At 73.6% G+C, this 24,931-nt stretch carries 27 protein-coding genes and 1 tRNA gene; 11 read left to right on the top strand and 17 right to left on the bottom strand.

What is annotated here, in order from left to right; translation table 11 throughout:
• On the bottom strand, positions 1–270 hold the full coding sequence (locus tag O7598_RS30705) for a hypothetical protein (RefSeq protein ID WP_269694652.1): 270 nt from the start codon (positions 268–270) through the stop codon (positions 1–3).
• Between the two features lie 96 nt (positions 271–366).
• On the opposite strand from O7598_RS30705, the gene O7598_RS30700 reads away from it, so the two are divergent.
• The 4 genes from O7598_RS30700 to O7598_RS30685 all read left to right on the top strand — a co-directional run bounded on the left by O7598_RS30700 (position 367) and on the right by O7598_RS30685 (position 3,766).
• Complete coding sequence (locus O7598_RS30700) at positions 367–987, top strand: UTRA domain-containing protein (protein WP_269694651.1); 621 nt, start codon at positions 367–369, stop codon at positions 985–987.
• A 2-nt stretch (positions 988–989) separates the two neighbouring features.
• Complete coding sequence (locus O7598_RS30695; RefSeq protein WP_269694650.1) at positions 990–1,748, top strand: GntR family transcriptional regulator; 759 nt, start codon at positions 990–992, stop codon at positions 1,746–1,748.
• Between the two features lie 304 nt (positions 1,749–2,052).
• Positions 2,053–3,198, top strand: coding sequence for a hypothetical protein (locus O7598_RS30690; protein ID WP_269694649.1), 1,146 nt, complete (start codon positions 2,053–2,055; stop codon positions 3,196–3,198).
• 130 nt (positions 3,199–3,328) lie between these two features.
• Positions 3,329–3,766, top strand: coding sequence for a hypothetical protein (locus tag O7598_RS30685; protein ID WP_269694648.1), 438 nt, complete (start codon positions 3,329–3,331; stop codon positions 3,764–3,766).
• 82 nt (positions 3,767–3,848) lie between these two features.
• Here O7598_RS30685 and O7598_RS30680 read toward each other — a convergent pair.
• Positions 3,849–3,935: transfer RNA gene (locus O7598_RS30680), tRNA-Ser, on the bottom strand.
• Positions 3,936–4,007: 72 nt separating this feature from the next.
• Between O7598_RS30680 and O7598_RS30675 the strand changes: the two genes are divergently transcribed.
• The gene (locus O7598_RS30675) at positions 4,008–4,982 is read left to right on the top strand and encodes an NAD(P)H-quinone oxidoreductase (RefSeq protein ID WP_269694647.1); all 975 of its coding nucleotides are present in this window, start codon (positions 4,008–4,010) and stop codon (positions 4,980–4,982) included.
• 4 nt (positions 4,983–4,986) lie between these two features.
• Here O7598_RS30675 and soxR read toward each other — a convergent pair whose 3' ends face one another.
• On the bottom strand, positions 4,987–5,430 hold the full coding sequence (gene soxR, locus O7598_RS30670; RefSeq protein ID WP_269694645.1) for a redox-sensitive transcriptional activator SoxR: 444 nt from the start codon (positions 5,428–5,430) through the stop codon (positions 4,987–4,989).
• A gap of 46 nt (positions 5,431–5,476) precedes the next feature.
• On the opposite strand from soxR, the gene O7598_RS30665 reads away from it, so the two are divergent.
• Both O7598_RS30665 and O7598_RS30660 read left to right on the top strand, forming a co-directional pair.
• Positions 5,477–6,160, top strand: a complete 684-nt coding sequence (locus O7598_RS30665; protein WP_269694644.1) for a transketolase — start codon at positions 5,477–5,479, stop codon at positions 6,158–6,160.
• A 10-nt stretch (positions 6,161–6,170) separates the two neighbouring features.
• Positions 6,171–7,052: a transketolase family protein gene (locus O7598_RS30660; protein ID WP_269695041.1), complete on the top strand. Its 882-nt coding sequence runs from the start codon at positions 6,171–6,173 to the stop codon at positions 7,050–7,052.
• Between the two features lie 130 nt (positions 7,053–7,182).
• On the opposite strand, the gene O7598_RS30655 is transcribed toward O7598_RS30660, so the two are convergent.
• From O7598_RS30655 to O7598_RS30630, 6 genes are all read right to left on the bottom strand, one after another.
• Positions 7,183–7,890, bottom strand: a complete 708-nt coding sequence (locus tag O7598_RS30655) for a glycosyltransferase family 2 protein (protein ID WP_269694643.1) — start codon at positions 7,888–7,890, stop codon at positions 7,183–7,185.
• 79 nt (positions 7,891–7,969) lie between these two features.
• Entirely contained in the window at positions 7,970–8,572 is a 603-nt protein-coding gene (locus O7598_RS30650; protein WP_269694642.1) for a hypothetical protein, read from the bottom strand.
• Between the two features lie 57 nt (positions 8,573–8,629).
• Positions 8,630–10,072: a sensor histidine kinase gene (locus O7598_RS30645; protein WP_269694641.1), complete on the bottom strand. Its 1,443-nt coding sequence runs from the start codon at positions 10,070–10,072 to the stop codon at positions 8,630–8,632.
• Positions 10,065–10,751: a response regulator transcription factor gene (locus tag O7598_RS30640; RefSeq protein ID WP_269694639.1), complete on the bottom strand. Its 687-nt coding sequence runs from the start codon at positions 10,749–10,751 to the stop codon at positions 10,065–10,067. The genes O7598_RS30645 and O7598_RS30640 overlap by 8 nt, the downstream gene beginning before the upstream one ends.
• A 69-nt stretch (positions 10,752–10,820) precedes the next feature.
• Complete coding sequence (locus O7598_RS30635) at positions 10,821–11,333, bottom strand: hypothetical protein (protein ID WP_091061615.1); 513 nt, start codon at positions 11,331–11,333, stop codon at positions 10,821–10,823.
• 103 nt (positions 11,334–11,436) lie between these two features.
• On the bottom strand, positions 11,437–12,609 hold the full coding sequence (locus O7598_RS30630; protein ID WP_269694638.1) for a thiolase family protein: 1,173 nt from the start codon (positions 12,607–12,609) through the stop codon (positions 11,437–11,439).
• Positions 12,610–12,837: 228 nt separating this feature from the next.
• Between O7598_RS30630 and O7598_RS30625 the strand changes: the two genes are divergently transcribed.
• Positions 12,838–13,272, top strand: coding sequence for a PH domain-containing protein (locus O7598_RS30625; RefSeq protein ID WP_269694637.1), 435 nt, complete (start codon positions 12,838–12,840; stop codon positions 13,270–13,272).
• Positions 13,273–13,881: 609 nt separating this feature from the next.
• On the opposite strand, the gene O7598_RS30620 is transcribed toward O7598_RS30625, so the two are convergent.
• Positions 13,882–14,823 (bottom strand): rhomboid family intramembrane serine protease, encoded by a 942-nt coding sequence (locus tag O7598_RS30620; protein WP_269694635.1) that lies wholly within the window; start codon positions 14,821–14,823, stop codon positions 13,882–13,884.
• Positions 14,824–14,848: 25 nt separating this feature from the next.
• Entirely contained in the window at positions 14,849–15,379 is a 531-nt protein-coding gene (locus tag O7598_RS30615) for a peptidylprolyl isomerase (RefSeq protein WP_091061623.1), read from the bottom strand.
• Positions 15,380–15,463: 84 nt separating this feature from the next.
• On the opposite strand from O7598_RS30615, the gene O7598_RS30610 reads away from it, so the two are divergent.
• On the top strand, positions 15,464–16,285 hold the full coding sequence (locus O7598_RS30610) for a hypothetical protein (RefSeq protein ID WP_269694634.1): 822 nt from the start codon (positions 15,464–15,466) through the stop codon (positions 16,283–16,285).
• 90 nt (positions 16,286–16,375) lie between these two features.
• Here the strand turns inward: O7598_RS30610 and corA are convergent, their stop codons facing one another.
• Positions 16,376–17,524, bottom strand: coding sequence for a magnesium/cobalt transporter CorA (gene corA, locus O7598_RS30605; protein ID WP_269694633.1), 1,149 nt, complete (start codon positions 17,522–17,524; stop codon positions 16,376–16,378).
• Between the two features lie 293 nt (positions 17,525–17,817).
• A complete protein-coding gene (locus tag O7598_RS30600) occupies positions 17,818–18,912 on the bottom strand; it encodes an aminotransferase-like domain-containing protein (protein ID WP_091061630.1) in 1,095 nt (364 codons plus the stop codon).
• 195 nt (positions 18,913–19,107) lie between these two features.
• Between O7598_RS30600 and O7598_RS30595 the strand changes: the two genes are divergently transcribed.
• Complete coding sequence (locus O7598_RS30595; protein ID WP_269694632.1) at positions 19,108–19,986, top strand: 3'(2'),5'-bisphosphate nucleotidase CysQ; 879 nt, start codon at positions 19,108–19,110, stop codon at positions 19,984–19,986.
• A gap of 103 nt (positions 19,987–20,089) precedes the next feature.
• Positions 20,090–21,793: a hypothetical protein gene (locus O7598_RS30590; protein ID WP_269694631.1), complete on the top strand. Its 1,704-nt coding sequence runs from the start codon at positions 20,090–20,092 to the stop codon at positions 21,791–21,793.
• A 60-nt stretch (positions 21,794–21,853) separates the two neighbouring features.
• Here the strand turns inward: O7598_RS30590 and O7598_RS30585 are convergent, their stop codons facing one another.
• Genes O7598_RS30585 through O7598_RS30570 form a run of 4 tightly spaced genes read right to left on the bottom strand, consistent with a single transcriptional unit; the run spans position 21,854 to position 24,814 of the window.
• Positions 21,854–22,768: a glycosyltransferase family 2 protein gene (locus tag O7598_RS30585; protein ID WP_091061636.1), complete on the bottom strand. Its 915-nt coding sequence runs from the start codon at positions 22,766–22,768 to the stop codon at positions 21,854–21,856.
• Positions 22,765–23,763: a sulfotransferase family protein gene (locus O7598_RS30580; protein WP_269694630.1), complete on the bottom strand. Its 999-nt coding sequence runs from the start codon at positions 23,761–23,763 to the stop codon at positions 22,765–22,767. Before O7598_RS30580 ends, O7598_RS30585 begins: the two co-directional genes overlap by 4 nt.
• Complete coding sequence (locus tag O7598_RS30575) at positions 23,760–24,338, bottom strand: glycosyltransferase (RefSeq protein WP_269694629.1); 579 nt, start codon at positions 24,336–24,338, stop codon at positions 23,760–23,762. Before O7598_RS30575 ends, O7598_RS30580 begins: the two co-directional genes overlap by 4 nt.
• A complete protein-coding gene (locus O7598_RS30570) occupies positions 24,338–24,814 on the bottom strand; it encodes a UDP-N-acetylglucosamine--LPS N-acetylglucosamine transferase (RefSeq protein WP_269694627.1) in 477 nt (158 codons plus the stop codon). Before O7598_RS30570 ends, O7598_RS30575 begins: the two co-directional genes overlap by 1 nt.
• Between the last annotated feature and the right edge of the window lie 117 nt (positions 24,815–24,931).

The raw sequence follows: 24,931 nt of genomic DNA, 5'->3' as shown, positions 1-24,931 counted from the left end.
TCACCGACCGCCCTGCGGCTCGCGGCCCGGCAGCACCTGGTAGCCGGTGATGCCGCGGCGGCGGACACACCGCCAGCAGAAGCTCTCCCCGATCGGGGAGCCCGCCGACGGCGCCGTGACCACGTCCGCCATCCACGCGCCGCAGCCGACGCAGCCGAACGCAGGGCAGTTGGCGACGGCATGCGGGTCGACGGCGGCGAGCCGGTCCTGCAACTCGAAGACGGCGGCCTGAAGGTCAGCGAGAGTCCGGGAGCGGATCAGACGCAGCATCAGCGCCCACCTCCCCTGTCGATGTCGGCCTTGAAGTCCATGAGAGCGACCATACTGCCCTACTGCGTAAGACAGCAAGCCTGTGTACAGTGCGAGTTGCCGAAGAACTTGCACGATCAGGCAGTAAGGTTCAGCGAAAGATCAGCCCAGCCGAAGGAGCGCCGGATCATGGGACAGCCGAGGTGGACGACCACCTCCGACCAGTACCTCAACCCGACCACCGGCGACGCCTGGGCAGCCGAAGCCGCAGAAGCCGGCCAGCAGGGAAGTCAGCGCATCCTCGACGCCAACACCACCTACGCGACCGCCGAGATCGCCGCCCACCTCGCCCTCGAAGCCGAGCACCCGGCCGTAGTGATGCGTCGCCGCGTGATCCTCGCCGACGGCGAACCCGTCGAGATCGCCGCCTCCTACTGGCCGGCAGCCATCGCCGAAGCGACCATCCTCGCCCAGCGCGAGAAGATCCCAGGCGGCGCCGCGCGCTTCCTGGCCGAGATCGGATACACACCCAGCGAGGTCCGCGAAGACGTCACCGCGAGGATGTCGACCCCCTTCGAACAGGTGGTGCTCCAGGGGCGCAACCTCCGCCTGACCGACCCCGAGCCCGTGCTGGTGCTCACCCGCATCCTGCTCGACCACACCGGCCAGCCCTACCAGGTCGACATCAACGTCATGCGCGCCGGCCGGCACATCCGCTACGTCCGCAAGGCAGGCTGACCATGCCCCCGCCCCGCGACCCCCGCCCCCGCAGCCAGCAGATCGCCGCCGAGCTGCGCGCCGACATCATGGCCGGCGAGCACCAGCCCGGTCAGCGGCTACCCTCCACGGCCGACCTCATGGCCACCTACAAAACCGTCAGCGCCACCATCCAGAACGCGCTGAACATCCTCAAGGCCGAGGGCTACCTCGAGGGCCGACCCGGCATCGGTGTGTTCGTCCGCGCCACCCAGCAGCAGACCATCACCCCCGCCGACTACGCCCGCCCCTACAGCCCCGGCGAGCCCTACGCCTGGATCACCGCCGCCGCCGAACACGGACGCCGCGGCGCCTACCGACTACTCGACGTCGGCGAGGTGCCCGCCCCCGTGCAGGTCGCCGCCGCGTTCAACCTCGACCCCGGCGCGCCGGTGCTGCGCCGGCAGATGGTCGGCACCATCGACGACGAACCCGTCGAGCTGGTGTGCACCTTCTACCCGCTCGACCTGGCCGCCGGGACCGCCCTCACTCAGAAGCGGCTCATCAAGGGCGGTAGCCCGGCGGTGCTCGCCGAGCTGGGCGTGGAGCCGGCCCGCTTCGAGGACGTCATCTCCACCCGCCCGCCGACGTCCGAGGAGTTCGTGGCGTTGGAACTGCCGACGGAGGTGCCGGTGCTGCGAACGTTCCGCGTGGCGGTCGCCGCGTCGGGGCGGCCGGTGGAGTGCCAGCTCATGGTGAAGGCCGGGCACCGGCACGAGGTGCGCTACCGCTGGCCGTCGTAGGCGACGCGCACGCCGAGTCCCGAACCCGACACCACCTGCGTGATCTTCAGATGGTGGGAAGTGACTCTCGCGTAACCGGCCCAGACCCGGACACGACCGGCACACATCAGCCGCGATCTTGCTGACCGAACGGTCACGTGCGATAGCTACGCGTGCAACTTGCGCGCGACTGCGGCACGATGTCGGCTTACCGCCGGACACGAGACACTTGCCCGGCGACAACCACCCGTGGCGAGTTGAGACACCAGCTCACCACACCGCAGGGGTCCCATGGATCAGACCCCGTAGGCCGCATCGGGGGGTGATGGCCATCCGCACCACGATCCGCCGCTGGGCCATCGCCGCCGCCCTCACCGCCGGCGCCGGCCTCGGCCTCGCCGCGTACGACGCCGCCACCCACGCCGCGTCGGCGGACGACAAGCCGCAGGCCGCGGCCGAACGCCCGGGGGGAACGCCCGACCGCGGTCTTCCTGGCGAGTCCGTGCGCAAGCTGGTCGACGCCGTCACCGACGTCGTGCCGGTGAAGGTGGACAAGCCCGAGCCGCCCGCGAAGGATGAGCCGGCCGAGGAGCCCGCCACACCCCCGGCCCCGAAGCCCGAGCCGACGCGCGAGGCGGAACCCGAGCCGACGCGGCCCGCCGAACCCGAACCGACGACGCCGACCCGCGACACCGACCGGGCACCCGACCCCGAACCGGAGCCGATCGAGGCCGCCCCGGAGCCCGAACCCAGCAGCCCGACGCCGGCCCTCTGCGACGTGCCGCTCGTCAATGGCATCTGCCAGACCGTCGAGGACGTCACCGAGGTGGTCGACGAGGTCGTGCCCCCGGTCACCACCCCACCCGTCGTGGTCGACGTGCCCCCGGTCGTCGTCACCGTGCCGCCCGTCATCGTCGACGTCCCGCCGCTCGTCGTGGACGTGCCACCGATCGCCGTCATCCTCCCCAGCACCCAACCGGCCACCCTCCCCGACGCCGAAGCGCTACCCGCGCAGCCGCAGCCGGCGCCGGGCATCCTCCCCCGCATCCTGCCGACCATCCTCGGCCCCACCATCGGCCACACCATCGCCACCGCCGCCCTCACGGCCCTCGGCGAACTCCCCGCCGCCCTGCTCGAAGACCCACCACCCGAATGCGGGGAACTGGTCAGCCCCACGGACGCCCACTACCAGGCCCTCCTCGACCGCCTCACCGCACTCGCCCAGCGACCCCAGCCCTCAGCCCGCCCGAAACCAGGCTGCCCCGGCACACCCGGCCAGCCCGACCACCCCGAAGCCGGCTGCGACAACGCCACCACCAGCAACACCGGCGGCGACCGGCAGGCTGGGCAGCCCACCGGCGACCTCGCCGGCACCATCGGACTCCCCGCACACGGGCGCCTCGACCACCTCCGCGCCCGATCCCAGCTGCCCGAATCGCGGCATACCTGCATCGAGCCCGGACCAGCCTGAGCCTCCCGCGCCCACCCAGGTGGGCCACGCGCCGGCAGCCCCGCCACCACCACACCGGGCCCCGGCAGGAGGCGACCGCTACCGCCTCCGATCACCCTCCCCAGCACAACCGATCGGAGCTGATCAGACCGTGTACCACCACGCCAAGCGAGCCACACCCGCCCTGTGGAGCATCGCCGGTGGCATCTGCGCCATCGCCCTCATCGCCATCACCGCCCGGGTCCTGGTCGCCTTCACGTCGTTCACCATCGCCGAGCCCTTCAACATGCTCTCCGTCGTCCTCGCCGGCACTTGCGCGCTCGGCGGTCCGGCCATGTGCGGGTGGCTGCGGGTGGTGGACCTGCGCCAGCACACCCAGGCCCTCATCGCCGAAAACCGGCGGCTCCGGCAGCAGCATGAGGAGCGAGAGTCCCTCGCCGAGAAGATCCGCCTCTGCGACCAGGAGGTCGAGGTCGTCAAGGTGAAGGTCGACAAGGTGCTCCGGCTCCTAGAGGAGCAGCAGATCCCCGTCGGCGACACGCAGCCCATTGCCCACCTTCACTCCATCAACGGCGGTGGGGGTGCCTGACTTTCCCCACCAGCCCCCCAGCAGCACTCAGCCCCGGCCTAAAAACCGGGGCTGAGCTGCGCAAACAGGGGTGAGATGATCGCGGAGGGTGTGGGATTCGAACCCACGAAGACATCGCTGCCTTACCGGTTTTCAAGACCAGCGCCATCGGCCACTAGGCGAACCCTCCCGGCGTGCTCCCCGAAGGGGAACCCGACCGCGCACAGTCTGCCACGAACACGCGATCGGGTAAGACTGAGCCATGCGCGCGATCACGATCACGGAACCCGGCGGACCCGAGGCACTCGTCTGGGCGGAGGTGCCCGACCCCGAGCCCGGCCCCGGCGAGGTGGTCGTCGAGGTGCGGGCCAGCGCGGTCAACCGGGCCGACCTGCTGCAACGGCAGGGCCACTATCCGCCGCCGCCGGGCGCGCCCGCGTACCCCGGGTTGGAGTGCTCGGGGACGGTCCGTGCGCTCGGCGCGGGCGTCGCCGGCTGGTCGGTGGGTCAGGAGGTCTGCGCGTTGCTGGCCGGCGGCGGCTACGCCGAGCAGGTCGCCGTGCCGGCCGGGCAGTTGCTGCCGGTGCCGGCCGGGGTGGACCTGGTGGACGCCGCCGCGTTGCCGGAGGTGGCGTGCACGGTCTGGTCGAACGTGGTGGACCTGGCCGGCTTGGCGGAGGGGGACACGCTGCTGGTGCACGGCGGCGGCAGCGGCATCGGCACGTTCGCGATCCAGCTCGGGGTGGCGCTGGGCGCGACGGTGGTGGTCACCGCGCGCGGGGCCAAGCACGAGCGGCTGCGCGAGCTGGGCGCCGCGCACACGATCGACTACCGGGAGCAGGACTTCGTCGAGGAGGTGCGCCGGGTGACCGACGGCCGGGGCGCGGACGTGATCCTCGACATCATGGGCGCGTCCTACCTGCCCCGGAACGTGGCGGCGCTGGCCACCGGCGGCCGGCTGGTGGTGATCGGCATGCAGGGCGGGCGCAAGGGCGAACTCGACCTCGGGATGCTGCTGGCGAAGCGCGCCTCGGTGCACGCGACCGCGCTGCGGTCCCGCCCGGTCGACGAGAAGGCGGCGATCACCAGGGGCGTACGCGAGCAGGTGTGGCCGCTGGTGGCGGCCGGGAAGGTCCGGCCGGTGGTGCACGCGCGGGTGGACATGGCGGACGCCGCCGACGCGCACCGGCTGGTGGAGACCAACGACCACCTGGGCAAGGTGCTGCTGGTCCGGTGACGCCTCAGTCCCGGGGCAGCATCAGACGCGCGCCGGGGCCCTCGGCGGCCAGCGAGTCGCCGGGGTTGTAGAGCGTGCAGCGCTGCAACGACAGGCAGCCGCAGCCGATGCAGCCGTCCAGGTCGTCGCGGAGCTTGCCGAGCAGCCGGATCCGCTCGTCCAGCCGGTCCCGCCAGGCGCGGGAGAGCGCGGCCCAGTCCTCCGGAGTCGGCGTGCGCCCGGAGGGCAGTGAGTCGAGCGCCTCCCGGATCTCGTCCAGGGAGACGCCGACCTGCTGGGAGATCCGGACGAAGGCGACCCGGCGCAGCTCGGTGCGGGCGTAGCGGCGCTGGTTGCCGCCGGTGCGGGCGGCATGGATCAGGCCGAGCCGCTCGTAGTAGCGCAGCGCGGAGGGGGCCACGCCGCTGCGGTCGGCGAGCTGGCCGATGGTCAGGGTTGCCTCGTGCATCACAGGACCTTGAGGTGAAGTTCGGTTGAGGTCCGAGGCTATCGGCATGACGACGACCACCGCCACCGAACTGGGTGCGCTCCTGGACCGGGTACGCGCCGGCCGCGAGTTCGGCGCGAACGTTCACTCGACGCTCGACGTCCTCCAGGTTCTCTACGACCGGGTGCTCCGGGTCACCCCGGCGACCGTGGACGACCCCGACCGGGACCGGTTCCTGCTCTCCAAGGGGCACGCGGTCGCCAGCTACTACGCGCTGCTCGCCGCCAGGGGCTTCATCCCGGTCGAATGGCTGGACGACCAGGGCGGTCCGGGGAGCCGGCTCGGCGACCACCCGGACCGGCTGCTGGTGCCGGGCGTCGAGATCGGCGCCGGGTCGCTCGGCCACGGCCTCGGGCTGGGCGTGGGCACCGCGCTCGGCCTGCGGGCCCAGGGCCGCACCGACCCCCGGGTGTACGTGCTCCTCGGCGACGCGGAGCTGGACGAGGGATCCAACCACGAGGCGATCGCGTACGCGGGTGCGACCGGGCTGGGCAACCTGACCGCGATCGTGGTGGACAACGGTTCCGCCACGCACGGCTGGCCGGGCGGCGCGGCGAGCCGGTTCACCGTCAACGGGTGGACCGCCGCCACCGTCGACGGCCGCGACCACGACGCCCTGCACACCGCCCTCACCGGGCACGACCACCACCGGCCGCACGTCGTCGTCGCGGCCGTCGCCGACGGGGAGTGACGCCATGACCATGCGGGACAGGTTCGTGACCAGCGCCGGGGAGGTGCTGGCGGATCCCCGGAGCGTGATCGTGCTGGCGGACATCTCCGCGGACGCGTTCGCCCCGGCCGCCGCCCGCCACCCGGACCGGGTGGTCAACGTCGGGATCCGGGAGCAACTCATGATCGGGGTGGCCGGCGGGCTGGCGTTGACCGGGCAGCGGCCGATCGTGCACAGCTACGCCCCGTTCCTGGTCGAGCGGGCGTACGAGCAGATCAAGCTGGACCTCGACCACCAGGGCGTCGGCGCGGTGCTGGTCGGCATCGGCGCCTCGTACGACCGGGCGGCGGCGGGGCGGACCCACCTCGCGCCGGCCGACGTGGCCCTGATCGACACGCTCGACGGGTGGACCGTGCACGTGCCGGGTCACCCCGACGAGGTGCGACCGCTGCTGCGCGACGTGGTGTGCGGGACCGGCTCGGCCTACCTGCGGCTGTCCACCCGGAGCAACGCGGAGGCGTACCCGGAGGCGGGTGACCTTCGGGTGGTGCGCGACGCCGGTCCGGGCGCGCCGCTGCTGGTGGCGGTCGGGCCGGTGCTGGACGCGGCGCTGGCCGCGGTGGCCGACCGGCCGGTGACGGTGGCGTTCACCCACCGGCCGCGGCCGTTCGACACCGCCGGGCTGCGCGCGCTGGCCGGCGTCGAGGTGATCCTGGTCGAGCCGTACCTGGCCGGCACCTCGTCCCGGGTGGTGGCCGATGCGCTGGCCGACCGGCCGCACCGGCTGCTCGCGCTCGGCGTGGGCCGGGCGGAGCTGCGCCGCTACGGCGGCCCCGAGGACCACGACCGCTGGCACGGGTTGGACGCGGCCGGGCTGCGCCGCTCGGTCGACGCTTTCCTCGACCCGGCCTGACCGGGGACGACGGGCCGGCCCGGGGAGCGACGGGACCGGCCCGGGGAGCGACGGGACCGGCCCGACCCGGAGACGACGGGACCCCGCGACCCGGCCGGTGCCGGGTGCGGGGTCCGCAGGTCGTGCAGGGTCAGCGCGCGGCGGCGCCGGCCGGGCGGCGCCGGGTGCGCTCGCGGGCCAGGATCCAGATCGCCTCGACGCCGTCCTTCCAGGTGATCTTCTTGCCCTCCTCGCGGCCCCGGGCCCGGTAGCTGATCGGCACCTCGTAGGGACGGATGCGCTGGCGCAGCAGCTTGCCGGTGACCTCGGCCTCCATGCCGAAGCCCCGCGACCGCACCTGGAGCGAGCGGTAGAGCTCCAGCGGCATCAGCTTGAAGCAGGTCTCCAGGTCGCCGATGTAGGAGTTGTAGAGCACGTTGGCCGCCAGCGTGACGCCCTTGTTGCCCACCACGTACCAGAAGCTGTAGGAGCTGTGGCTGCCGAAGGTGCGGTTGCCGTAGACCACGGTGGCCCGACCGTCGAGCACCGGCTCCAGCAGGCGCGGAATGTCCTGCGGGTCGTATTCGAGGTCGGCGTCGAGGATGACCATGTATTCACCCTCGGCGTTGTCGACGGCGGTCTTGATGGCCGCGCCCTTGCCGGCGTTGCGCTGGTGGGTGATCACCCGCAGGCGGGCGTCGTCGACCCGGCCGAGCACCTCACCGGTGCCGTCGCGGCTGCCGTCGTCCACCACGACCAGCTCGATCTCGCACGGGTAGTCGACCGCCAGTGCCTGCTTGAGCGCGTCCGCGACACGATCTTCCTCGTTGTAGACCGGCATGAGGATCGAGAGCTTCACGGGTTCTCCACGGAGGCGATGGCAGGTCGGGGCATAGCGTAGCCTGGCAGATCCGGCAGGTCACGACGGCCCGTCAACCTTACTGCTGCTTGCGGGGCACCACGACGAGCCGGGCGATCCCCTGGTCGCCCTCCTTGGCGCCCGCCACGCCGACCGTGGTGCCGACCTTCACGTCGGTCGCCCGGAGCGTGGCGCGCCGCTCGACCACCCGCAGCTTCTCGTCGAACGTCCAGGTCATGGTGAACCCGTCGGCGGACTTGACGGTCATCGACTTCGCGTCGACCGCGGTGACCTGCCCGCGTTGGACCGCGACCGTCTTCGTCCCGTTCTCCTTGGTCTGCACCACCACCTCGCCGTGCAGCGTGTTCCGGCGCAGCAGCACCTTGGCGCGGTGCCGCTTGCGCCATTCCTGGGCCCGGTCGCCCTTGCGTTCGCCGGCCTGCGTGCCCGGCGAGCCGGAGGCGGACGGGGCGGGCGCGGCGACCGGGTCGACGTCCAGGTCTTCGGCGTCGACGCCGAGCGCGGCGAGGGCCTGCCCGTCCACGCCCATCGCGGCGGCCACCTCGACCGCGCTCTCCCGGGCCTGGTCCGTGCCGACCTGGGCCGCCCCGCACCCGGCGAGGCCGAGCGCCGCGGCGGCGAGCAGTGCGGTGGCGCCGGTGACGATCCGCTGACGTGTCACGTGGGTTCCTCTCGTCCGGTGGTGACGTCAGCGTTCCGCACCGGCACGAGCGGACCGTCAGGCCGATGTTCGAGTCAGGTAAGGGTCTCCGGGCAGCCGGACGGCGAACGCCGCGCCGCCCTCCGGGGCGTGCCCGGCGGCGATGTCCCCGCCCAGCCGGCGGACCAGGCCGGCGGCGAGCGCCAGCCCGAGCCCGCTGCCCACCTTGCGCACCCCCCGGTACCGCTGGTGCAGCGCACCCCGCTCGAACGCCACGGCCAGGTCGTCGTCGGTGAAGCCGGGTCCGCCGTCCCGGACCTCCAGGACACCGCCGGCGGCCGGGCCCGCGCCGGCCGGCCGGACCGCGAGCACCACCGGCGCGCCCGGGGGTACGACCCGCAGCGCGTTCTCCAGCAGCCCGTCCACCACCTGCCGGATCCGCCCCGGATCGGTGTACGCCGGCACCGGCAGGCGCGGCGTCTCGACCCGGAACGGCACCCCCACCGCCGCGCACCGGTCCGACCAGGTGCGCTCGGCGTCGGCGGCGAGCCGGGTCAGGTCCACCGGCCCCGGCTCCAGCGGGAAGTCGGCGGCCTCCAGGCGGGCCAGCGCCAGCAGGTCGCTGACCAGCCGGTCCAGGTGCTCGGCCTCGGCGAGCACGGTCCGGCCGGTCGCCGGTACCGCGTCCGCGTCGAGGACGCCGTCGGCAAGCGCCTCGGCGTAGCCCCGGATGGCGGTGAGCGGGGTGCGCAACTCGTGCGAGACCGAGAGCAGGAACTCCCGTTGCCGGCCCTCGCTGGTGGCCAGCGCGGCGGCCAGCCCGTTCAGCGCGTACGCCAGGTCGGCGACCTCGTCGGGCGGCTCGACCGGCACCCGGACCGCCCGGTCACCGGCGCGGAGTCGGGCGGCCGCGTCGGCCGCGGTGCGGATCGGCCGGGCCAGCCGGCGGGCGAGGAGCAGCCCGGCGGCGGCCCCGGCGGCGAGGCCGGCCAGCAGCGGCAGCCACAGCCCGCGCAGCACCTGCCGCCACGGGCCGGTGGTGACCGCCCGGGTGAGCACCACCCCGTCGCCTCCGGGCAGCGCCCGCGCCTCGACCAGCCGGCGTTGCCCGTCGACGAGCCGCCGGCCGGAGACGTTCCCGCCGGCAGCGACCCGGGCGACGAGCGGCCCGGGCAACCCGCGCCGGTCGACCTGGCCGCCCCGGACCACGTACACGTCGATCCGCTGCTGGCGGAGCTGCCGGATGAGCCGGTCCCCGGCGCCGTCGCGCTGGCGCGCCGGCCGGATCCGCAGCACGTCGGCGGCGAGCCGGGCCTGGGCGGCCAGCGCTTCCTGGTCCCGCCGTTCCGCGCCGCGCACCGCCAGCGGCACCGCGACCAGCGCGGTGACCAGCACCGACACCAGCGCCACCGCGCAGGTGACGAGCACCGCGCGGGCGGTCAGGGTGTGGCCGGGCCGGCGGCGGGCGGGCGGCGCGCCCGGGCCGACGACCGGCAGCGCCATGGTGGGCGGCTCAGGCATCGGCCGCGTACCCGACGCCCCGGTGGGTGCGGATCACGCCGGCCGGGCCGAGCTTGGCCCGGACCTGCGCCACGTGCACGTCGACGGTTCGGGTGCCGCCGTGCGCCGCGTAGCCCCAGACCGCGGCCAGCAACTCCTCCCGGGTGAACACCCGGCCGGGCCGCGCCATCAGGTGGGCGAGCAGGTCGAACTCGGTGGAGGTGAGCTGCACCGGCGTCCCGCCGGCGGTCACCGCCCGCCGGACCGGGTCCAGCGTCACCGCGCCCAGTACCCGTGGCTGCTCGACCGGCGTGCCGGCGCTGCGGCGCAGCACCGCCCGGACCCGGGCGACCAGCTCACGCGGGCTGAACGGCTTGGTGACGTAGTCGTCCGCGCCCAACTCCAGGCCGACCACGCGGTCCACCTCGTCGTCGCGCGCGGTAAGGAAGATGACGGGCGTCCAGTCGTCCGCCGCGCGCAGCCGCCGGCAGATCTCGGTGCCGGCGAGGCCCGGCAGCGCGATGTCGAGCACGCAGGCCACCGGGCGCAGGCGCCGCGCGGCGGCCAGGCCGGCCGTGCCGTCCCGTTCCAGGTGTACGCCGAAGCCGTCCCGGGTCAGGTAGAGCCGGACCAGGTCGGCGATGGCCGGTTCGTCCTCGACGACGAGGACGAGCCCGCGCTGCGCGGCGTCGACGGTCACCGGCCCATGATGACCGACCGGCGGCGTCGGGGACGGTACGGGCGATGTTCGGGTTCGGTAAGGAGAACGTCAGTGCGCCGCGGCCGGGCGGAACACGGCGGGACGGGTCACGGCCGGCGGGTCACCGATGGTGGCGACCAGCCGTTCCGCCGGCGTCCGCAGCCGGGTCCGGAAGGCGTGGTTGAGCAACGCGTCGAGCTGCCACACCTGCTTGGGGTGGTGGGTCCGGATGAGGAAGCGCTCCCGTGCCCCGTCGATGGCGGTGGCCGCCAACTCCAGGCTGTGCGTTCGCGGGTCCGGGCTCCAGGTGACGTTGCTCAGCTCCCGCAGCTCGGTGTTGAGGTGCAGGCGCAGCCGGTGCAGCACCCGCGTCTGCCGGGTCACCACCAGCCGGCGGTGGGTGAGGAGCATCAGGTATTCGCCGCCGACCGGGTGGTCCGGCCGGCTGCACCGGGTGACCAGGATGGTGGCGTCGCCGGAGCCGACGCACCGACGGAAGACGGGCATGTGCCGGGTGGCGGTCTGGGTCGCCAGGCCGGTCTCGGCGGCGGCCGGAAGGAACGTTCGCGAGAACACGTCCATGCCCGGTGCAACGAGCGTCTGACCTGGAGTGATATGGGTCACGCCCGATTTCTGGAACTTCCATCCGTGCAAATCGCACCCGCGGTGCGACCTCCGGCTCCGCTCAGAGCAGCTCGACGATCGTCGCGTTTGCCATGCCGCCGCCCTCGCACATGGTCTGCAGGCCGTAACGGATGCCGTTGTCCCGCATGTGCTGGAGCATCGTCGTCATGATCCGGGCGCCGGAGCCGCCCAGCGGGTGACCGAGCGCGATCGCCCCGCCCCGCGGGTTGAGCCGCTCCGGGTCCGCCTCCGTCTCGGCCAGCCAGGCCAACGGCACCGGGGCGAACGCCTCGTTCACCTCGTACACCCCGATCTCCTCGATGCCCAGCCCCGCACGGCGCAGCGCCTTCGCGGTGGCCGGGATGGGTGCGGTGAGCATGGCCACCGGGTCGTCGGCGGCGACCACGGCGGTGTGCACCCGCGCCAGCGGCCGCAGGCCGTGCCGGCTCGCCCACTCGGCGGTGGTCACCGCAAGCGCCGCGGCGCCGTCGGAGATCTGCGACGCGGACCCGGCAGTGACCACGCCGTCGGCGCGGAACGGGGTGGCCAGCTCGCCCAGCTTGGCCAGCGACGTGTCCCGGCGGATGCCCTCGTCGGCGGCGAACTTGCCGCCGTCGGCGAGCGCCACCGGGGCCAGCTCCGGGTCGAACGCCCCGGCGTCCTGCGCGGCAGCCGCCTTCTCGTGGCTGGCCAGCGCGAACTCGTCGAGTTGGGTGCGCGAGAAGCGCCACCGCTCGGCGATCAGCTCCGCCCCGACGCCCTGGTTGAACGGCAGCGGCGAGTCCGCCGCGACGCCCTCGACCCCGCGGTAGCGCTCCAGGATCGCCGCGCTGAACGGCATCCCGCCGGCCACGCTGGAGCCCATCGGCACCCGGGTCATCGACTCGACACCGCCGGCGACGACGAGGTCGGCCTGCCCGGAGAGGACGGTGGCGGCGGCGAAGTGCAGCGCCTGCTGGCTCGAACCGCACTGCCGGTCGAGCGTGGTGCCGGGGACCGACTCGGGCCAGCCGGCGGCCAGCACCGCGTTGCGCGCCACGTTCCAGGACTGCTCGCCGACCTGCGACACGCAGCCCCAGATCACGTCGTCGACCTGGCCCGGATCGATGCCGGTGCGCTCCGCCAGGGCACGCAGCACATGCGCCGACAGATCGACCGGGTGCACGCCGGCGAGGCTGCCCTTGCGCCGCCCGACCGGGGTCCGTACCGCACCGACGATGACCGCGTCACTCATGTCTACTCCCCGGTAACCTCGCTTCCCCCGATCCTACGTGCTGACCGACCGGTCGTCCTCCCCCGCGCCCGGGGCGGTCGCGGCCGGGTCGTGCGGTCGTCCTACCCCGCGCCCCGGCGGCAGTGACCGGGTCGTGCGGTCGTCCTCCCCCGCGCCCCGGCGGCAGTGACCGGGTCGTGCGGTCGTCCTCCCCCGCGTCCCGGCGGTAGTGACTGGCATACTTGGCGCATGGATCCACAGCCGTCGCCGGCCCGGCAGTGGCGCGTGCCGCGGTCGCTGCCGCTGGTCAAGGCGCTCGGCGCGCTCGCCGTGACCGCCCTGGGCCTGCTCCTGGCCGCCGGTGACCCCATCCGCCCGGCGCTGGCCGGGGCGGTCGCCGCCGCGCTGCTCGCCTGGGCGCTGCGCGACCTCGTCGCGCCGGTCCGGCTCACCGTCGACCCGGAAGGGCTCACCGTGATCCGCGGGTTCGCCGGGCGGCGACGGCTGCCGTGGGCCGCGGTGGAGGCGATCCGGCTGGACCGGCGCAGCCGTCGCGGGGTGACCGCCGAGACGCTGGAGATCGACGCGGGCGAGTCGCTGCACCTGTTCGGCCGCCGCGATCTGGACGCGCCGCTGGACGAGGTGGCCGCCGCGCTCACCGCCGCCCGGTCCGCCGCGCGCTGACTCCCGCCCCGGCGCGGCTTCCCGCCGCACGACCCCGATTCGCGCGCTACCCAGCCCGGCCACCTCGCCCGCCGCCCGCTGCCCGCTGCCCGCCGCCCGCCGCCCGCCGCCCGCCGCCCGCTGCCCGCTGCCCGCTGCCCGCTGCCCGCTGCCCGCTGCCCGCTGCCCGCTGCCCGCTGCCCGCTGCCCGCTGCGATGATCATGAAGTTGACGGTTCGATTCGACCGTTTCGTCACCGCTAACTTCATGATCGACGCCACCGGGCCGAGATCTTGGAAGGAAGCGGTCCCCGGAGGGGCACTCATCTTCCAAGATCTTCCCGGATTCCGGCGTGCGAGAAGGCTCGTCCTCCGTATGGGAGCCGTGAGCGAATGCATGCGACGGACCCCCACGAGCGCCCCCAGGGGCCGCCCCGCCGCGCCGACGTTCATGAAGCCTCGGCGGCGCCGCGTCACCTCGCCGGAATGGCGGCAACCGGGACGGCGGGACGGCACCACCTCGGCGAAGTGGCGTTGATCAAGGAATCGGGTCACCGGGAGGACGTCCACCTGCCGGCACAGTGCAGCACGCCGACCAGGCCGGACCGTGCGAGGGGCGTACCCGACCGGGTCAGCCGGTCAGCGCGGCGGTGCGGACCAGCGTCAGGCCGATCAGGGCGATCAGTACGAGCGCCCCGCCGGCGACCTGGAACGCGGTCCGCCGCGATCGCGGCGCGTACGCCAGGACCAGTGCCATCACGGCGCCGACCACCAGCCCGCCCAGGTGCCCGGCCACCGAGATGCTCGGCACGGTGAACGTGAAGATCAGGTTGATCACCAGGATCGGCACGATCGCCGACGTGTCCCGGCCCATCCGGCGCATGATCACGAAGATCGCGGCGAACAGGCCGAAGATGGCTGTCGACGCGCCGGCGGTGGACCGGTTCGGCGCGGTGAAGACGTAGGCCGCGACGTTGCCGCCGAGCCCGGCGATCAGATAGAGCGCGAGGAACCGCAGCGGCCCGAGCACCGCCTCCAGCGTCCGCCCCAGCACCCAGAGCGCCCACATGTTCAACAGCAGGTGCAGCACGCCGAAGTGCAGGAACATCGCGGTGACCAGCCGGTACCACTGCCCGTCGGCCACCCCGCCGAGCGTCTGGTCCGGCAGGATCGCCAGGCCGATCACGCCGCCCCAGTCGGTCAGCGGGGTCGAGCCGCCCATCAGGCCGCCGAGGCCGCCGCCGGCGATCGCGTTCCCGCTGCGGGCCGAGATGACGGAGAACACCATCATCAGCACGTTCAGCCCGATCAGGGCCTTGGTGACGTAGCCCTCGCGGCCGGCGGCACCGCCACCGAAGGCGGTGCGCGCCGGCCGCACGCTGCGGCGTCCCTCCGCGACGCACTCCGGGCACTGGTGGCCGACGGAGGCGTCCCGCATGCACTCCGGACAGATCGGCCGGTCACAACGCGTGCACCGGAGGTAGGTCTCCCGATCGGGGTGCCGGTAGCAGACCGGAGTGGTCGGCACCGGCCCCTCGGTCGCGTCGCCTGCCGGCCCGGAGCGCTCAGTCATGCGAGCAAAGGTACCCGCGCGACGCTCAGGACTGCTGCCGCTCGATCTCGACCCGCTCGATCACCACGTCCTGCAGCGGCCGGTCGCTCGGCCCGGTGGGGGTGTTCGCGATCGAGTCGACCACCTTCACCGACTGCTCGTCGGCCACCTGACCGAAGATGGTGTGCCGGTTGTTCAGGTGTGGCGTCGGTCCCACCGTGATGAAGAACTGCGAGCCGTTCGTGCCCGGCCCGGCGTTCGCCATCGCCAGCAGGTACGGCCGGTCGAAGCGCAGCTCGGGGTGGAACTCGTCGGCGAACTTGTAGCCCGGACCACCGCGACCGGTGCCGGTCGGGTCGCCCATCTGGACCATGAAACCGCTGATCACACGGTGCGAGATGGTGCCGTCGTAGTACGGCCCGCTGCCCGGCTGGCCGGTGCGCGGGTCGGTGTACTCCCGGGTGCCCTCGGCCAGCTCCACGAAGTTCCGGACGGTCTTCGGCGCGTGGTTCGGGAAGAGCTCCAGCCGGATCGGGCCGGCGTTGGTGTGCAAGGTGGCGTAGACAGCCTCGGCCACGGGTACTCCTCACTCGTTGGTCAGTTCCTTGCGGATCCTCCCATGTGCCCGATCTGGCCATGCGGAGGCATCCGAAGGTGGAGGATGACGAAGGAACAACTCCCAGGAGGTGGGACCGTGTTTGGAATCGGGCGGCGAAAGACCCAGGGCCAGCTCGCGAAGGTCGAGCTGAACCAGGGCATCGGTCACCTGAGGCAGGCCGCCTCGCACGCGGCGAAGGGTGCCGGCGCCACGGTCGGCCCGCGGGTCCAGGCAGCCCGGGTCGCGGTCGCACCCACCGCCGTCCTGGTCCGGGACCGGGCGTCCAGCGGTGTCGCGTCGAGCGCCGCCGCGCTGGCGCCGGTGCTCCTGGCCGTGCGCAACGCCCGGGCCGAGGCCGCGGGCAAGGCGCTGACCGGCCGCAAGGCCGTGGCGGCGAAGCAGTCCGCGATGACGAAGAAGGCGAAGAACATGAAGGCCGGAAAGAAGAAGCAGCGCAGGTCGCGGGGCATGACCACCGGCCTGCTGATTGCCGGCACGGTCGCCGGTCTGGCCGGGGCGATGGCCATGCGCCGCCGGCGCGAGCAGCAGGAGTGGGCCGAGTACGACCCGACCGGCGCGATCGCCCCGACCGGTCAGGACAAGTTGGAGCCGATGCGGGAGGACGTGGACACGATCGTGGTGGAGACCCCGGACGCGACCGCGAAGGTCACCCAGGCCGGCCCGACCGGTGCCGGCAGCTCGGCCGTGGCCGACGGCAGCAGCGCGTCGACCACCGCGCCCGGCGCCGACCCGGTGATCCACCCGAACAGCCAGGTCCCCTCGGTCGCCGAGGGTGCCCGGGACGTCTCCGGCCGCCCGGCCGACGACATCACCAAGGCCGCGCAGAACGGCAGGAGCGCCGCCAAGGCCAGCGGTCGCCGCTGAGCCGGCACCGGCCGTCGGACCAGCGCCGGCGCGCGGGCACACGTCCCGCGTGGCCGGCGCTTCCGTGCCCGGACCTGCGCGCGTCGCCGGTCAGAGCCAGCCGTTGCGGCGGAACCAGCGGTAGAGCACGAACGACAGCGTCAGGTTCACCGCCCAGATGCCCGGATAGCCGTACGTCCACTTCAGCTCGGGCATGTTGTCGAAGTTCATGCCGTAGATGCCGGCGATCGCGGTCCACACCGCACCGATCGCGGCCCAGGCGGCGATCTTGCGCATGTCGTTGTTCTGGTCGACGGTGACCTGGGCCAGCCGGGCCTGGAGGATCGAGTTGAGCAGGTCGTCGTAGGAGTTGACCTGCTCAACCGTGCGGCTGAGGTGGTCCTGCACGTCCCGGAAGTAGCGCCGCACCTCCTGCGGCACCGCGCGGTTGGCCTGGGAGGTGAGGGTGAGCAACGGTCGCTGCAACGGCACCACCGCCCGCTTGAACTCGACCAGCTCCCGCTTCATCTGGTAGATCCGCTGGATCCGGCCGCTGCTCTGGCGGTCGAAGACGTCCGCCTCCAGCACGTCGAGGTCGTCCTCCAGCCGGTCGGCGACCTCCAGGTAGAGGTCGACCACCCGGTCCGTGATCGCGTACGCGACCGCCCACGGCCCGTGCCGCAGCAGGTCCCGCTTCGCCTCCAGGTCGGCGCGCACCGGCGACAGCCGGCAGGCGTCCCCGTGTCGCACGCTGATCACGAAGTTCGGCCCGATGAAGAGCATCACCTGGCCGGTCTCCACCACCTCGGAGTTCTCCGTCAGCTCGGCGTGCTCGCAGTAGCGGGCGGTGCGCAGCACCAGGAAGACGATCTCCCCGAAGTGCTCCAGCTTCGGCCGCTGCTCGGCCTTGACCGCGTCCTCCACGGCCAGCTCGTGCAGGCCGAACGTGGCGGCGATCTCGGTCATCTCGGTCAGGTCGGGCTCGTGCAGGCCGAGCCAGACGAACCCGTCGCGCTCCCGGCGGGCGTCGGCCAGGGCCTCGGCGTACTGCGGGCGGCCGGGCCGGCGCTCGCCGTCGACGTAGAGCCCGCAGTCGACGATCCCGCTGCGCCCGGAGCGGGCCGGCTGCGGCGTCCGCGGCGAGCCGTCGGCGTTGAGGATGCGGGACATGGCTCGTACCGGGGCCGCCCAGGCGCGTGGCCTGACCGTCCGGTCGCCGTTCTGGCCGGCGTTTCGCTCGCGTGCCACCCGGTCCGTCATCTCTCGCCCCCTCCCCACGTGGCTGCGGCTTGCAGGCTACGCCGCCGGGGAGCGCGGGTGCCGGTCACGTGTGTGGCGCCGGGCGGGCCGGCCGCGTCAGGGGGGTGAGGGGCGACACGGCCCACCCGGCACCCCTTGGGGGCGGGAGTGATGCTGGACGCGCCGCCGTCCCGCCGGGACGGGTCGCCGACCGGAAACGTGAGCGACGCTCGCAGCATTGTGGGCCGCAGGCCGGCCCGGCGGGAGAGCCGGACCGGCCTGCGAGGTCCTTCTGTCGGAAACCCGACAGATTCTCAGCCGCGAACGGCCGCCATCGCCTCGGCGAGCCGCCGGACACCCTCGTCGATCCGGTCCGCCGTCACCGCGGAGTACGCCAACCGCAGCGCGTGTCGGCCGCCGTCGACCATGAAGTCGCTGCCCTTCACCACCGCGACGCCGCGCTCGGCCGCGGCCGGCGCCAGCCGGTCGACCTCCACGTCCTCCGGCAGCTCCACCCAGAGGAAGTAGCCGCCGTCCGGCTCCACGAACCGCGCCTCCGGAATGTGCCGCCGCAGCGACTCGGCCAGCGCGCCGGCCCGCTCGCCCAGCGCCGTGCGGACCGTGTGGATCGACCGCTCGATCGATCCGGAGACGCAGAACTGGTGCACGATCGACTGCGCCACCATGCCCGGCGAGATGTAGAGGTTGGTGGCCTTCTTGGCGATCGCCGCGATCAGCTCCGCCGGGCCCACCAGGTAACCGACCCGGACGCCCGGGCACACCGTCTTGGTGAAGCTGGAGGCGTGCACCACCACGCCCCGGCCGTCCATCGACAGCATCGAGGGCAGCGGCTCGCCCCGGAAGCGGATGTCCGCGTACGGGTCGTCCTCGAAGATCGTGAACTCGTACTCGGCGGCCAGGTCCAGCAGCTCACGACGCTTCTCCAGGGAGAGGGTCACGCCGGCCGGGTTCTGGTAGTTCGGGATCACGTGGGCCAGCCGCGGCCGGACCCCGGACTCCAGCAGCTTGCGCAGCTCGGCGGTGTCCAGGCCGTCCGGCTGGATCGTCACGCCGTGCACCTCGCCGCCCATCTGCTGGAGGTTGAGCAGCGTGCGGTCGTACGTCGGGCGCTCGACGACCACCGCGTCGCCCCGGCGGACCAGGTGGTCGAAGAGGAACGCGTCGGCCTGCAACGAGCCGTTCGTGACCAGCACCTGGTCGGCCTCGACGCCGTGCTTCTCGGCGATCCACTTCCGCAGGGGCGGGTAGCCGACGGAGGTGCCGTACGCCGTGACCCCGGCGGGGTCGGCGTCGAAGGCGCGGACGGCGGCGGCCTTGAGCCCCTCGACATCGACGATGTCCAGCGAGGGAGCCCCACGGGCGAAGGAGATCAGCTGCTCGGCGGTCATGCGCAGAGCCTAGGGCCTGCCCCGGCGGGTCCGACCGGCATACACGCGAAGTTCAACATGCGGGCGGTCGTCGGCGTCCACCAGGGTCGACGCGGAACCGAGACCGACTCGCGGCTGTCTACGATCCGACCGGACGGTGGCACCGACCGCACCGGCCGCCGAAGGATGACGGGTCGACAGACCCGCGAGACAGGGATGGGGCTCGTGACCGAGGACGAGACGGGACGACTCGACGACCAGCGGTTCGCACAGTGGCTGGCCACCGAGGCCGGGGGCGCGCTCACCGCGCTGCGAAAGCGGCAGGGCCACGCCGACCCGAAGGCGCTCAAGGACGCCGGCGACCGGGCGTCGCACGAGCTGATGACCGCGGCGCTGGCCCGGTGGCGCCCGGCCGACGCGGTGCTCTCCGAGGAGGAGGCCGACGCGCGCCGGGCCTGGGCGGACGGCGAACGCGCGCCCCGGCACGAGGCGGACCGGGTCTGGATCATCGACCCGTTGGACGGCACCCGCGAGTTCTCCGAGGCCGGGCGGGACGACTGGGCGGTGCACGTGGCGCTCTGGCAGCGCTCCGCCGCGCCGGACGGCGCGCTGGTCGCCGGTGCGGTCGGCATGCCGGCGCGCACCACCGTGGACGGTGACCCGGTCGTCCTCGGCACCACCTGCCCGATGCCGAAGGCGACCGACGGGCCGATCCGCATCGCGGTGAGCCGCAGCCGCCCACCGGCGTTCGTCGGCGAACTGGTCGAGTTGCTGGGCGCCCGGGCCGTGCCGATGGGCTCGGCCGGGGTCAAGGTCTGCGCGGTGGTGACCGGCGAGGTCGACGCGTACGTCCACGCGGGCGGCCAGTACGAGTGGGACAGCGCCGCGCCGGTGGCCGTCGCACTGGGCGCCGGCATGCACGCGTCCCGGATCGACGGGTCGCCGCTGCGCTACAACCGGGCCGACCCGCGCCTGCCCGATCTGCTGGTGTGTCGCCCCGAACTGGCGGACCGGCTGCTCGACGCGATCTCGCGTACCGGGGTCGAGATGCCCGCTTCGGCCGTCACCGGTGGGCAGGGTGAGGCGTTCGGCTGAGAGTGACGGTACGTACGGCCAGGGTGAACGAGGGATATTGTCGGGCGGGAATGCGCGTCCGACCTGAGCCCACGACACGGGCCGCCGACAGCCAGGGAGGGCCATGCCGGCCGACCGAGACCCGCACACCGCCTTCGGGCAGCCGCCCGGCCTGTGGCCGGGGCAGGACATTTCGCACCAGCCGGACAGCTTCGCGCTGCCCTGGCCCGATGCCCGGGCCGCGCCGCCGGTGCCACCGCAGGTCCACGACGACCTGCCCTGGCCGGAGCGCGAGCTGCCCGGCCACGGCCACCCGGACCAGCCGTGGACGGACGCCGACCAGGGCTGGCCGGGCTACGACCCGGCCGGCGTCGACCGCGCGTCGCGTGTGGCCGACCCCGCGTCCGGCCGGAGCCCGTCGGCCGGGCCGGCGTTCGACGACGGCACCGGCTGGGCCGGCTCGCCGGAGGGGACCGGTTCCGGGCCGGACTGGGGTCCGCCCGTCGGACCGACTCCGCACGAGGGTGCCGGCTGGGGTCCGCACGAGGCGTCCGGCTGGGGTCCGCACGAGGGTGCCGGCCGGGGTCCGCACGAGGGTGCCGGCTGGGGTCCGCACGAGGGTGCCGGCCGAGGCGTGCCGGTCGACGGCGTCGGCCGGGGCGAGGCGGCGACCGCCACGCTGACCGACCCGCGTACCCGACCGGGCGTCGGCGGCCCCGGACAGCCGCCGCCCCCGCCCGTCGCACCCGGCCCGCCGCCCGGCGGAGCCCGGGGGCGTGGGCGGATGGTTCTCGCGGCGGCCGTGGCGCTGGCCATGGTGGGCGGCGGCGTCGCGGTGGCCGCCCTGCGGCCCGACGCGACCAACCCGCAGGCCGGCCAGGTGCCGACCACCGCCGGGCCGGCGCCGTCGGCCGGCCTGGGCGCCCCCGCCGCGCCCGCCGCCTCCCCGAGCGCCGCCCAGGGGCTCGGTGGCAAGCCCGCCGTGAAGCCGTCGGCGTCCGCGAGCGCGAACGCGAACGGCTTCTCCGGGACCCGGCTGACGCTGCCCGGCGCCTCGGTCGACCCGCAGAACGGGGAGACGTTCAGCCAGGCGCTGTCCCGCTCCGACCGCACCATCGGCCGGCTGCGGATGGCCCGGGTGTTCTACCCCGGCCTGCCGCCGGCCTGGGGCGGCAGCCGCAGCGACGTGGTCGACCGGACGGTGGTCGTCTCCTTCAAGGCGCCGCCTCAGGAGATCAACGCGGGCAAGTACGACGCCCGGCTCACCTCCTGGTTCGCCTCGATCCCCCGCGACCACGACGTCTACTGGGCCTACTTCCACGAGCCGGAGGACGACGTCGAACGCGGCTCGTTCACCGCCGCCCAGTACAAGCAGGCCTGGCGCCGGATCGCCGGCATGGCCAACCGGGCGAACAACCCGAAGCTGATCAACACGGTCATCCTGATGTGCTGGACGGTCGACCCGAAGTCCGGCCGGAGCTTCGACGCCTTCTACCCCGGCAGCGACCTCGTCGAGACGATCGGTTGGGACTGCTACAACTGGGCGGTCAAGTGGAAGCGCTACGCGCCCCCGACCGAGGTCTTCGACCGCATGGTCGACAAGTCCCGGGCGCTGGGCAAGCCGTGGGGGCTGGCAGAGACCGGCAGCGACCTGCTGCCCGGTGACGCCGGCACCGGGCGGGCGGCGTGGATCCGCTCCATGACCAGCTACATCAACGGCAAGCGGCCCGAGTTCGTGGCCTACTGGAACAACGCCGTCAGCTACGGCGACTTCCGGCTGCTCGACCAACCGAGCATCCAGGCGTGGAAGTCGTTCTGCGTGGCCTGACCGGCCCGGCGCGGTGAACGGGCGGGCGCCCTGGGGTCGCCCGCCCGTTCACCGTCTCTCTCAGATGCCCCGGCCGCGCTTGTGCAGCGTGCGCAGCACCCGGTCGGCCTGTACGGCCCGGCTCGCCACGGCCAACGCGAGATAGGCGCGTGGCTCCTTCGGGTTACGGGCCAGCGTGCGCCGCGCCCAGCGCACCGCGTCCCGCCGGTTGCCCATCGCCGCCTGGGCGAAGGCGATCTGACCGGCCACCCGCGCCTCGCCGTGCGGCACGGTGGCGAACTCCGGATAGCGGCGCAGCAGCCACTGCAACGCGGTCGAGATCGTCTCCCAGCGCTGCGCGAAATAGGACCGCTTGTGCCAGCGGACCAGCACGTACGGGCTCTCCACGTTGACCAGCGGGGCGTACCGGGCGGCGCGGAGCAGGAACTCGTAGTCCTCCGCGTAGCTGCCCGGGATCTGCTCGTCGACCAGGCCGATCGCGTCGAGCAGCGCGGCCCGCCGGATCAGGAACGTCGACGGGTGCAGCTCGGTGAGCCGGTCGCGGAGCAGCGCCTCCAGCGAGATCCGGGCCCGGTCCAGCGAGCGGTCCACCGTGCGGTCGTCGTAGCTGACCCGGATGCCGCAGCTCACCAACGCGCCGTCCGGGTGCGCGTCGAGCGCGCCGAACTGGGCGGCCAGCTTGCCGGGCAGCCACTCGTCGTCGTCGTCGCAGAACGCCACCCAGTCGCCGGTGGCCGCCTCGATGCCGGTGTTGCGGGCACCGGCCAGCCCGGCGGTGCGGGTGTTGGTGATGACCCGGACCCGCCGGTCACCACGGTCCGACTCCAGCGACCGGTCCGGCTCGGACTGGTCGTAGACCACGATCGCCTCGACCAGGCCGGGATGCGCCTGGCTGAGGATCGCGTCGAGCGCCGCGCGCAGCAGCTCCGGACGGTCCCGCGTCGGTACGACGACCGAGATGCTCGGCCCACTCATGTTCTCTCCCCGGACTCGTCGGATCCCCGCTGGCCCAGGTAGCCGTAGCGGACTCGGAGGGGCAGCGTGGCCAGGCTGACCACGGCCCGGCTGCGGCGCGGCAGGCGCTCCCGCCACGCCTCGTCCCGCCGTACCGTCAGCGGGCCGCCGCTGAACCGCAGCGGGTTGCCCGCGACGCTGTGCGCGCGGAACGGCGCGGCCGGCTCCGCCGAGGCCTCGGACGCGCCGCCGGCCAGGACGCGCAACGCCGCCGGATCGTCCGGCAGGCCGCTGAAGTCGCGAACCCGGCGTACGGTGCCGGCCGGGTCGGCGGTGAAGTCCTCGTAGCGCAGCCGGAGCACCTTCGCCCGCCCGGCGAGCAGGTGGAACGCGGCGTTCTGCGCGGTCCACAGCTTGCTCACCTCGAACGGCGAGAACGTCGGCATGAAGTCCTCGCCGTCCACCACCTCGGGCCGGCGCACCTGCTTGCCCCACGAGTACGCCACCGCCCGACTGTCCCGGACCAGGTGCAGCACCCGCAGGTCGAGGTCGTCGGCCCAGCTCAACGCGAAGGCGAGCGAGGCGTGCTTGCTGGAGTCGACCACCACCCGCGCGCCGGTCACCGCGAGCGCGGCCCGGTAGATCCGGGTGTAGAGGTCGGCGTAGCGACGCACGTCGGCGAGCTGCTCCGGGGGGAGCGAGGTCTTCGCCAGCCGGGGGATGTGCCGGGTCCGGTCGACCCGGTCCTTGAGCGCCAGCACGTCGTCGCGGTCGACCGCGGACCAGCCGCCGAACGCCTGGTCGCCGACCTGCCGCCAGAACGGGCAGGCGGTGAACCGCTCGCCGCAGCCGCACCGCTCGTCGGCGCCGAGAGCCCGCTCCCAGAGGTGCACCACCTCACCGACCGCGCACACGTCCCGACTCTGCGCCAGCAGCAGTTCCAGCAGCGTGGAGCCACTGCGGCCGAGGCCGCCGACGAAGAGGACGCGGGGTTGCGGCGACTCCGGCGCGCTCATCCGCGCCGCCCGCCGGCCCGCTGGCGGCCCCGGCGGGCCACCAGGTCGTCGATCACGGCGCCGACCCGGGCGACCGCCTCGGCGCGCGGGTCCGGCCGGCCGGGGTCGGCGGTCAGGGCGAAGCGGGCCGGCTCGGCCAACCCCTCGTCGAGGGCGGCGAGCAGCTCGGCCTCGGACTCGCAGAGCCGGACCATGCCGGCCGCCCCGAGCCGCCGGGAGAACAGTTGCTGGTGGTTGTCGACGTGCTCGTCGTGGGTCGGGTCGCGGGGCACCACGATCGGCAGGTGGCCGGTGCGCCGGGCCTCGGTGATGGTGGCCGGGCCGCCGTGGCTGACCACCAGCGTGGCCTCGGCCATCGCGCGTTGCAGCTCGTCGTGGCCGAGGAACGGGGTGGCCTCGGGAAGCGCCGGCGGGCGGCTGTGGCCGTACTGCAGGACGAGCCGCACCCCGGGTCGGGCGGCGTGCCAGCGCTCCAGCCAGCCGACCAGGCGGTCGAAGCGGTGCACGTCGGTGCCGACCACGACCAGCACGAACGGCACCGAGCGGCGGTCCCGCTGCTGCGGAATGTGCGCCATCAGAGGAGGTTCCCCACGACGGTCGCCTCCGGGTACATCCGGCGCTGCTCCTCCCACTGCACGAGCATCGCGGAGAGGAAGGGCCGGCAGAGCCGGGCGGTCAGCGTCGCGCTGTCGATCCGGTCGTACACCTCGATGTAGACCGTGGGGATCCGGCGCAGCCGGGCCGCCACCACGAACGGCAGGGCGACCCCGGCCCCGGTGGTGACCACCGCGTCCACCCGGCGCCCGCGGACCACCTTCAGCGCGAGGAACGCGTTGCGGACCAGGTTCTTGACGTTGCGGGTGGTGGGGTGGTGGGCCCAGACCACCTCCTCGCCGTCGAGCAGTGAGCGGGCGTCCGGTGTGTCGAAGGTGACCCAGGCCCGGTGCCGATCCCGGTACCAGGGTTCCAGTGCCAGCAGCTGGGCCAGATGGCCGCCGCTGGAGCCGACCAGCAGGACCTGCCCCGCGCCGTCGGTTGACCCGCTCACCACAACGTTTCCTCCCGTACACGTGTGATCGCGTCCGGATTTACGTGAATGACCCTCGGACGCGCCCTGACAACCTACTGGCGCGCCCCTGGACAACTGAAGGGGCCGTTGGACGGATCC

This window comes from Micromonospora sp. WMMC241 (genome assembly GCF_027460165.1).
Lineage (GTDB): Bacteria > Actinomycetota > Actinomycetes > Mycobacteriales > Micromonosporaceae > Micromonospora > Micromonospora humi.
The sequence above is the reverse complement of the archived record's forward strand: the minus strand, read 5'-3'. Positions and strand labels throughout refer to the sequence as shown.

What these genes read in the sequence shown, in the direction of transcription:
- soxR (WP_269694645.1), bottom strand. Translation starts at nt 5,430, where the DNA reads ATGCACGAGGCAACCCTGACCATCGGCCAGCTCGCCGACCGCAGCGGC.
- O7598_RS30590 (WP_269694631.1), top strand. Translation starts at nt 20,090, where the DNA reads ATGCCGGCCGACCGAGACCCGCACACCGCCTTCGGGCAGCCGCCCGGC.
- O7598_RS30625 (WP_269694637.1), top strand. Translation starts at nt 12,838, where the DNA reads ATGGATCCACAGCCGTCGCCGGCCCGGCAGTGGCGCGTGCCGCGGTCG.
- O7598_RS30635 (WP_091061615.1), bottom strand. Translation starts at nt 11,333, where the DNA reads ATGGACGTGTTCTCGCGAACGTTCCTTCCGGCCGCCGCCGAGACCGGC.
- O7598_RS30630 (WP_269694638.1), bottom strand. Translation starts at nt 12,609, where the DNA reads ATGAGTGACGCGGTCATCGTCGGTGCGGTACGGACCCCGGTCGGGCGG.
- O7598_RS30580 (WP_269694630.1), bottom strand. Translation starts at nt 23,763, where the DNA reads ATGAGCGCGCCGGAGTCGCCGCAACCCCGCGTCCTCTTCGTCGGCGGC.
- O7598_RS30695 (WP_269694650.1), top strand. Translation starts at nt 990, where the DNA reads ATGCCCCCGCCCCGCGACCCCCGCCCCCGCAGCCAGCAGATCGCCGCC.
- O7598_RS30645 (WP_269694641.1), bottom strand. Translation starts at nt 10,072, where the DNA reads ATGCCTGAGCCGCCCACCATGGCGCTGCCGGTCGTCGGCCCGGGCGCG.
- O7598_RS30575 (WP_269694629.1), bottom strand. Translation starts at nt 24,338, where the DNA reads ATGGCGCACATTCCGCAGCAGCGGGACCGCCGCTCGGTGCCGTTCGTG.
- O7598_RS30595 (WP_269694632.1), top strand. Translation starts at nt 19,108, where the DNA reads ATGGGGCTCGTGACCGAGGACGAGACGGGACGACTCGACGACCAGCGG.
- corA (WP_269694633.1), bottom strand. Translation starts at nt 17,524, where the DNA reads ATGACGGACCGGGTGGCACGCGAGCGAAACGCCGGCCAGAACGGCGAC.
- O7598_RS30620 (WP_269694635.1), bottom strand. Translation starts at nt 14,823, where the DNA reads ATGACTGAGCGCTCCGGGCCGGCAGGCGACGCGACCGAGGGGCCGGTG.
- O7598_RS30675 (WP_269694647.1), top strand. Translation starts at nt 4,008, where the DNA reads ATGCGCGCGATCACGATCACGGAACCCGGCGGACCCGAGGCACTCGTC.
- O7598_RS30660 (WP_269695041.1), top strand. Translation starts at nt 6,171, where the DNA reads ATGCGGGACAGGTTCGTGACCAGCGCCGGGGAGGTGCTGGCGGATCCC.
- O7598_RS30610 (WP_269694634.1), top strand. Translation starts at nt 15,464, where the DNA reads ATGACGAAGGAACAACTCCCAGGAGGTGGGACCGTGTTTGGAATCGGG.
- O7598_RS30705 (WP_269694652.1), bottom strand. Translation starts at nt 270, where the DNA reads ATGCTGCGTCTGATCCGCTCCCGGACTCTCGCTGACCTTCAGGCCGCC.
- O7598_RS30665 (WP_269694644.1), top strand. Translation starts at nt 5,477, where the DNA reads ATGACGACGACCACCGCCACCGAACTGGGTGCGCTCCTGGACCGGGTA.
- O7598_RS30600 (WP_091061630.1), bottom strand. Translation starts at nt 18,912, where the DNA reads ATGACCGCCGAGCAGCTGATCTCCTTCGCCCGTGGGGCTCCCTCGCTG.
- O7598_RS30585 (WP_091061636.1), bottom strand. Translation starts at nt 22,768, where the DNA reads ATGAGTGGGCCGAGCATCTCGGTCGTCGTACCGACGCGGGACCGTCCG.
- O7598_RS30690 (WP_269694649.1), top strand. Translation starts at nt 2,053, where the DNA reads ATGGCCATCCGCACCACGATCCGCCGCTGGGCCATCGCCGCCGCCCTC.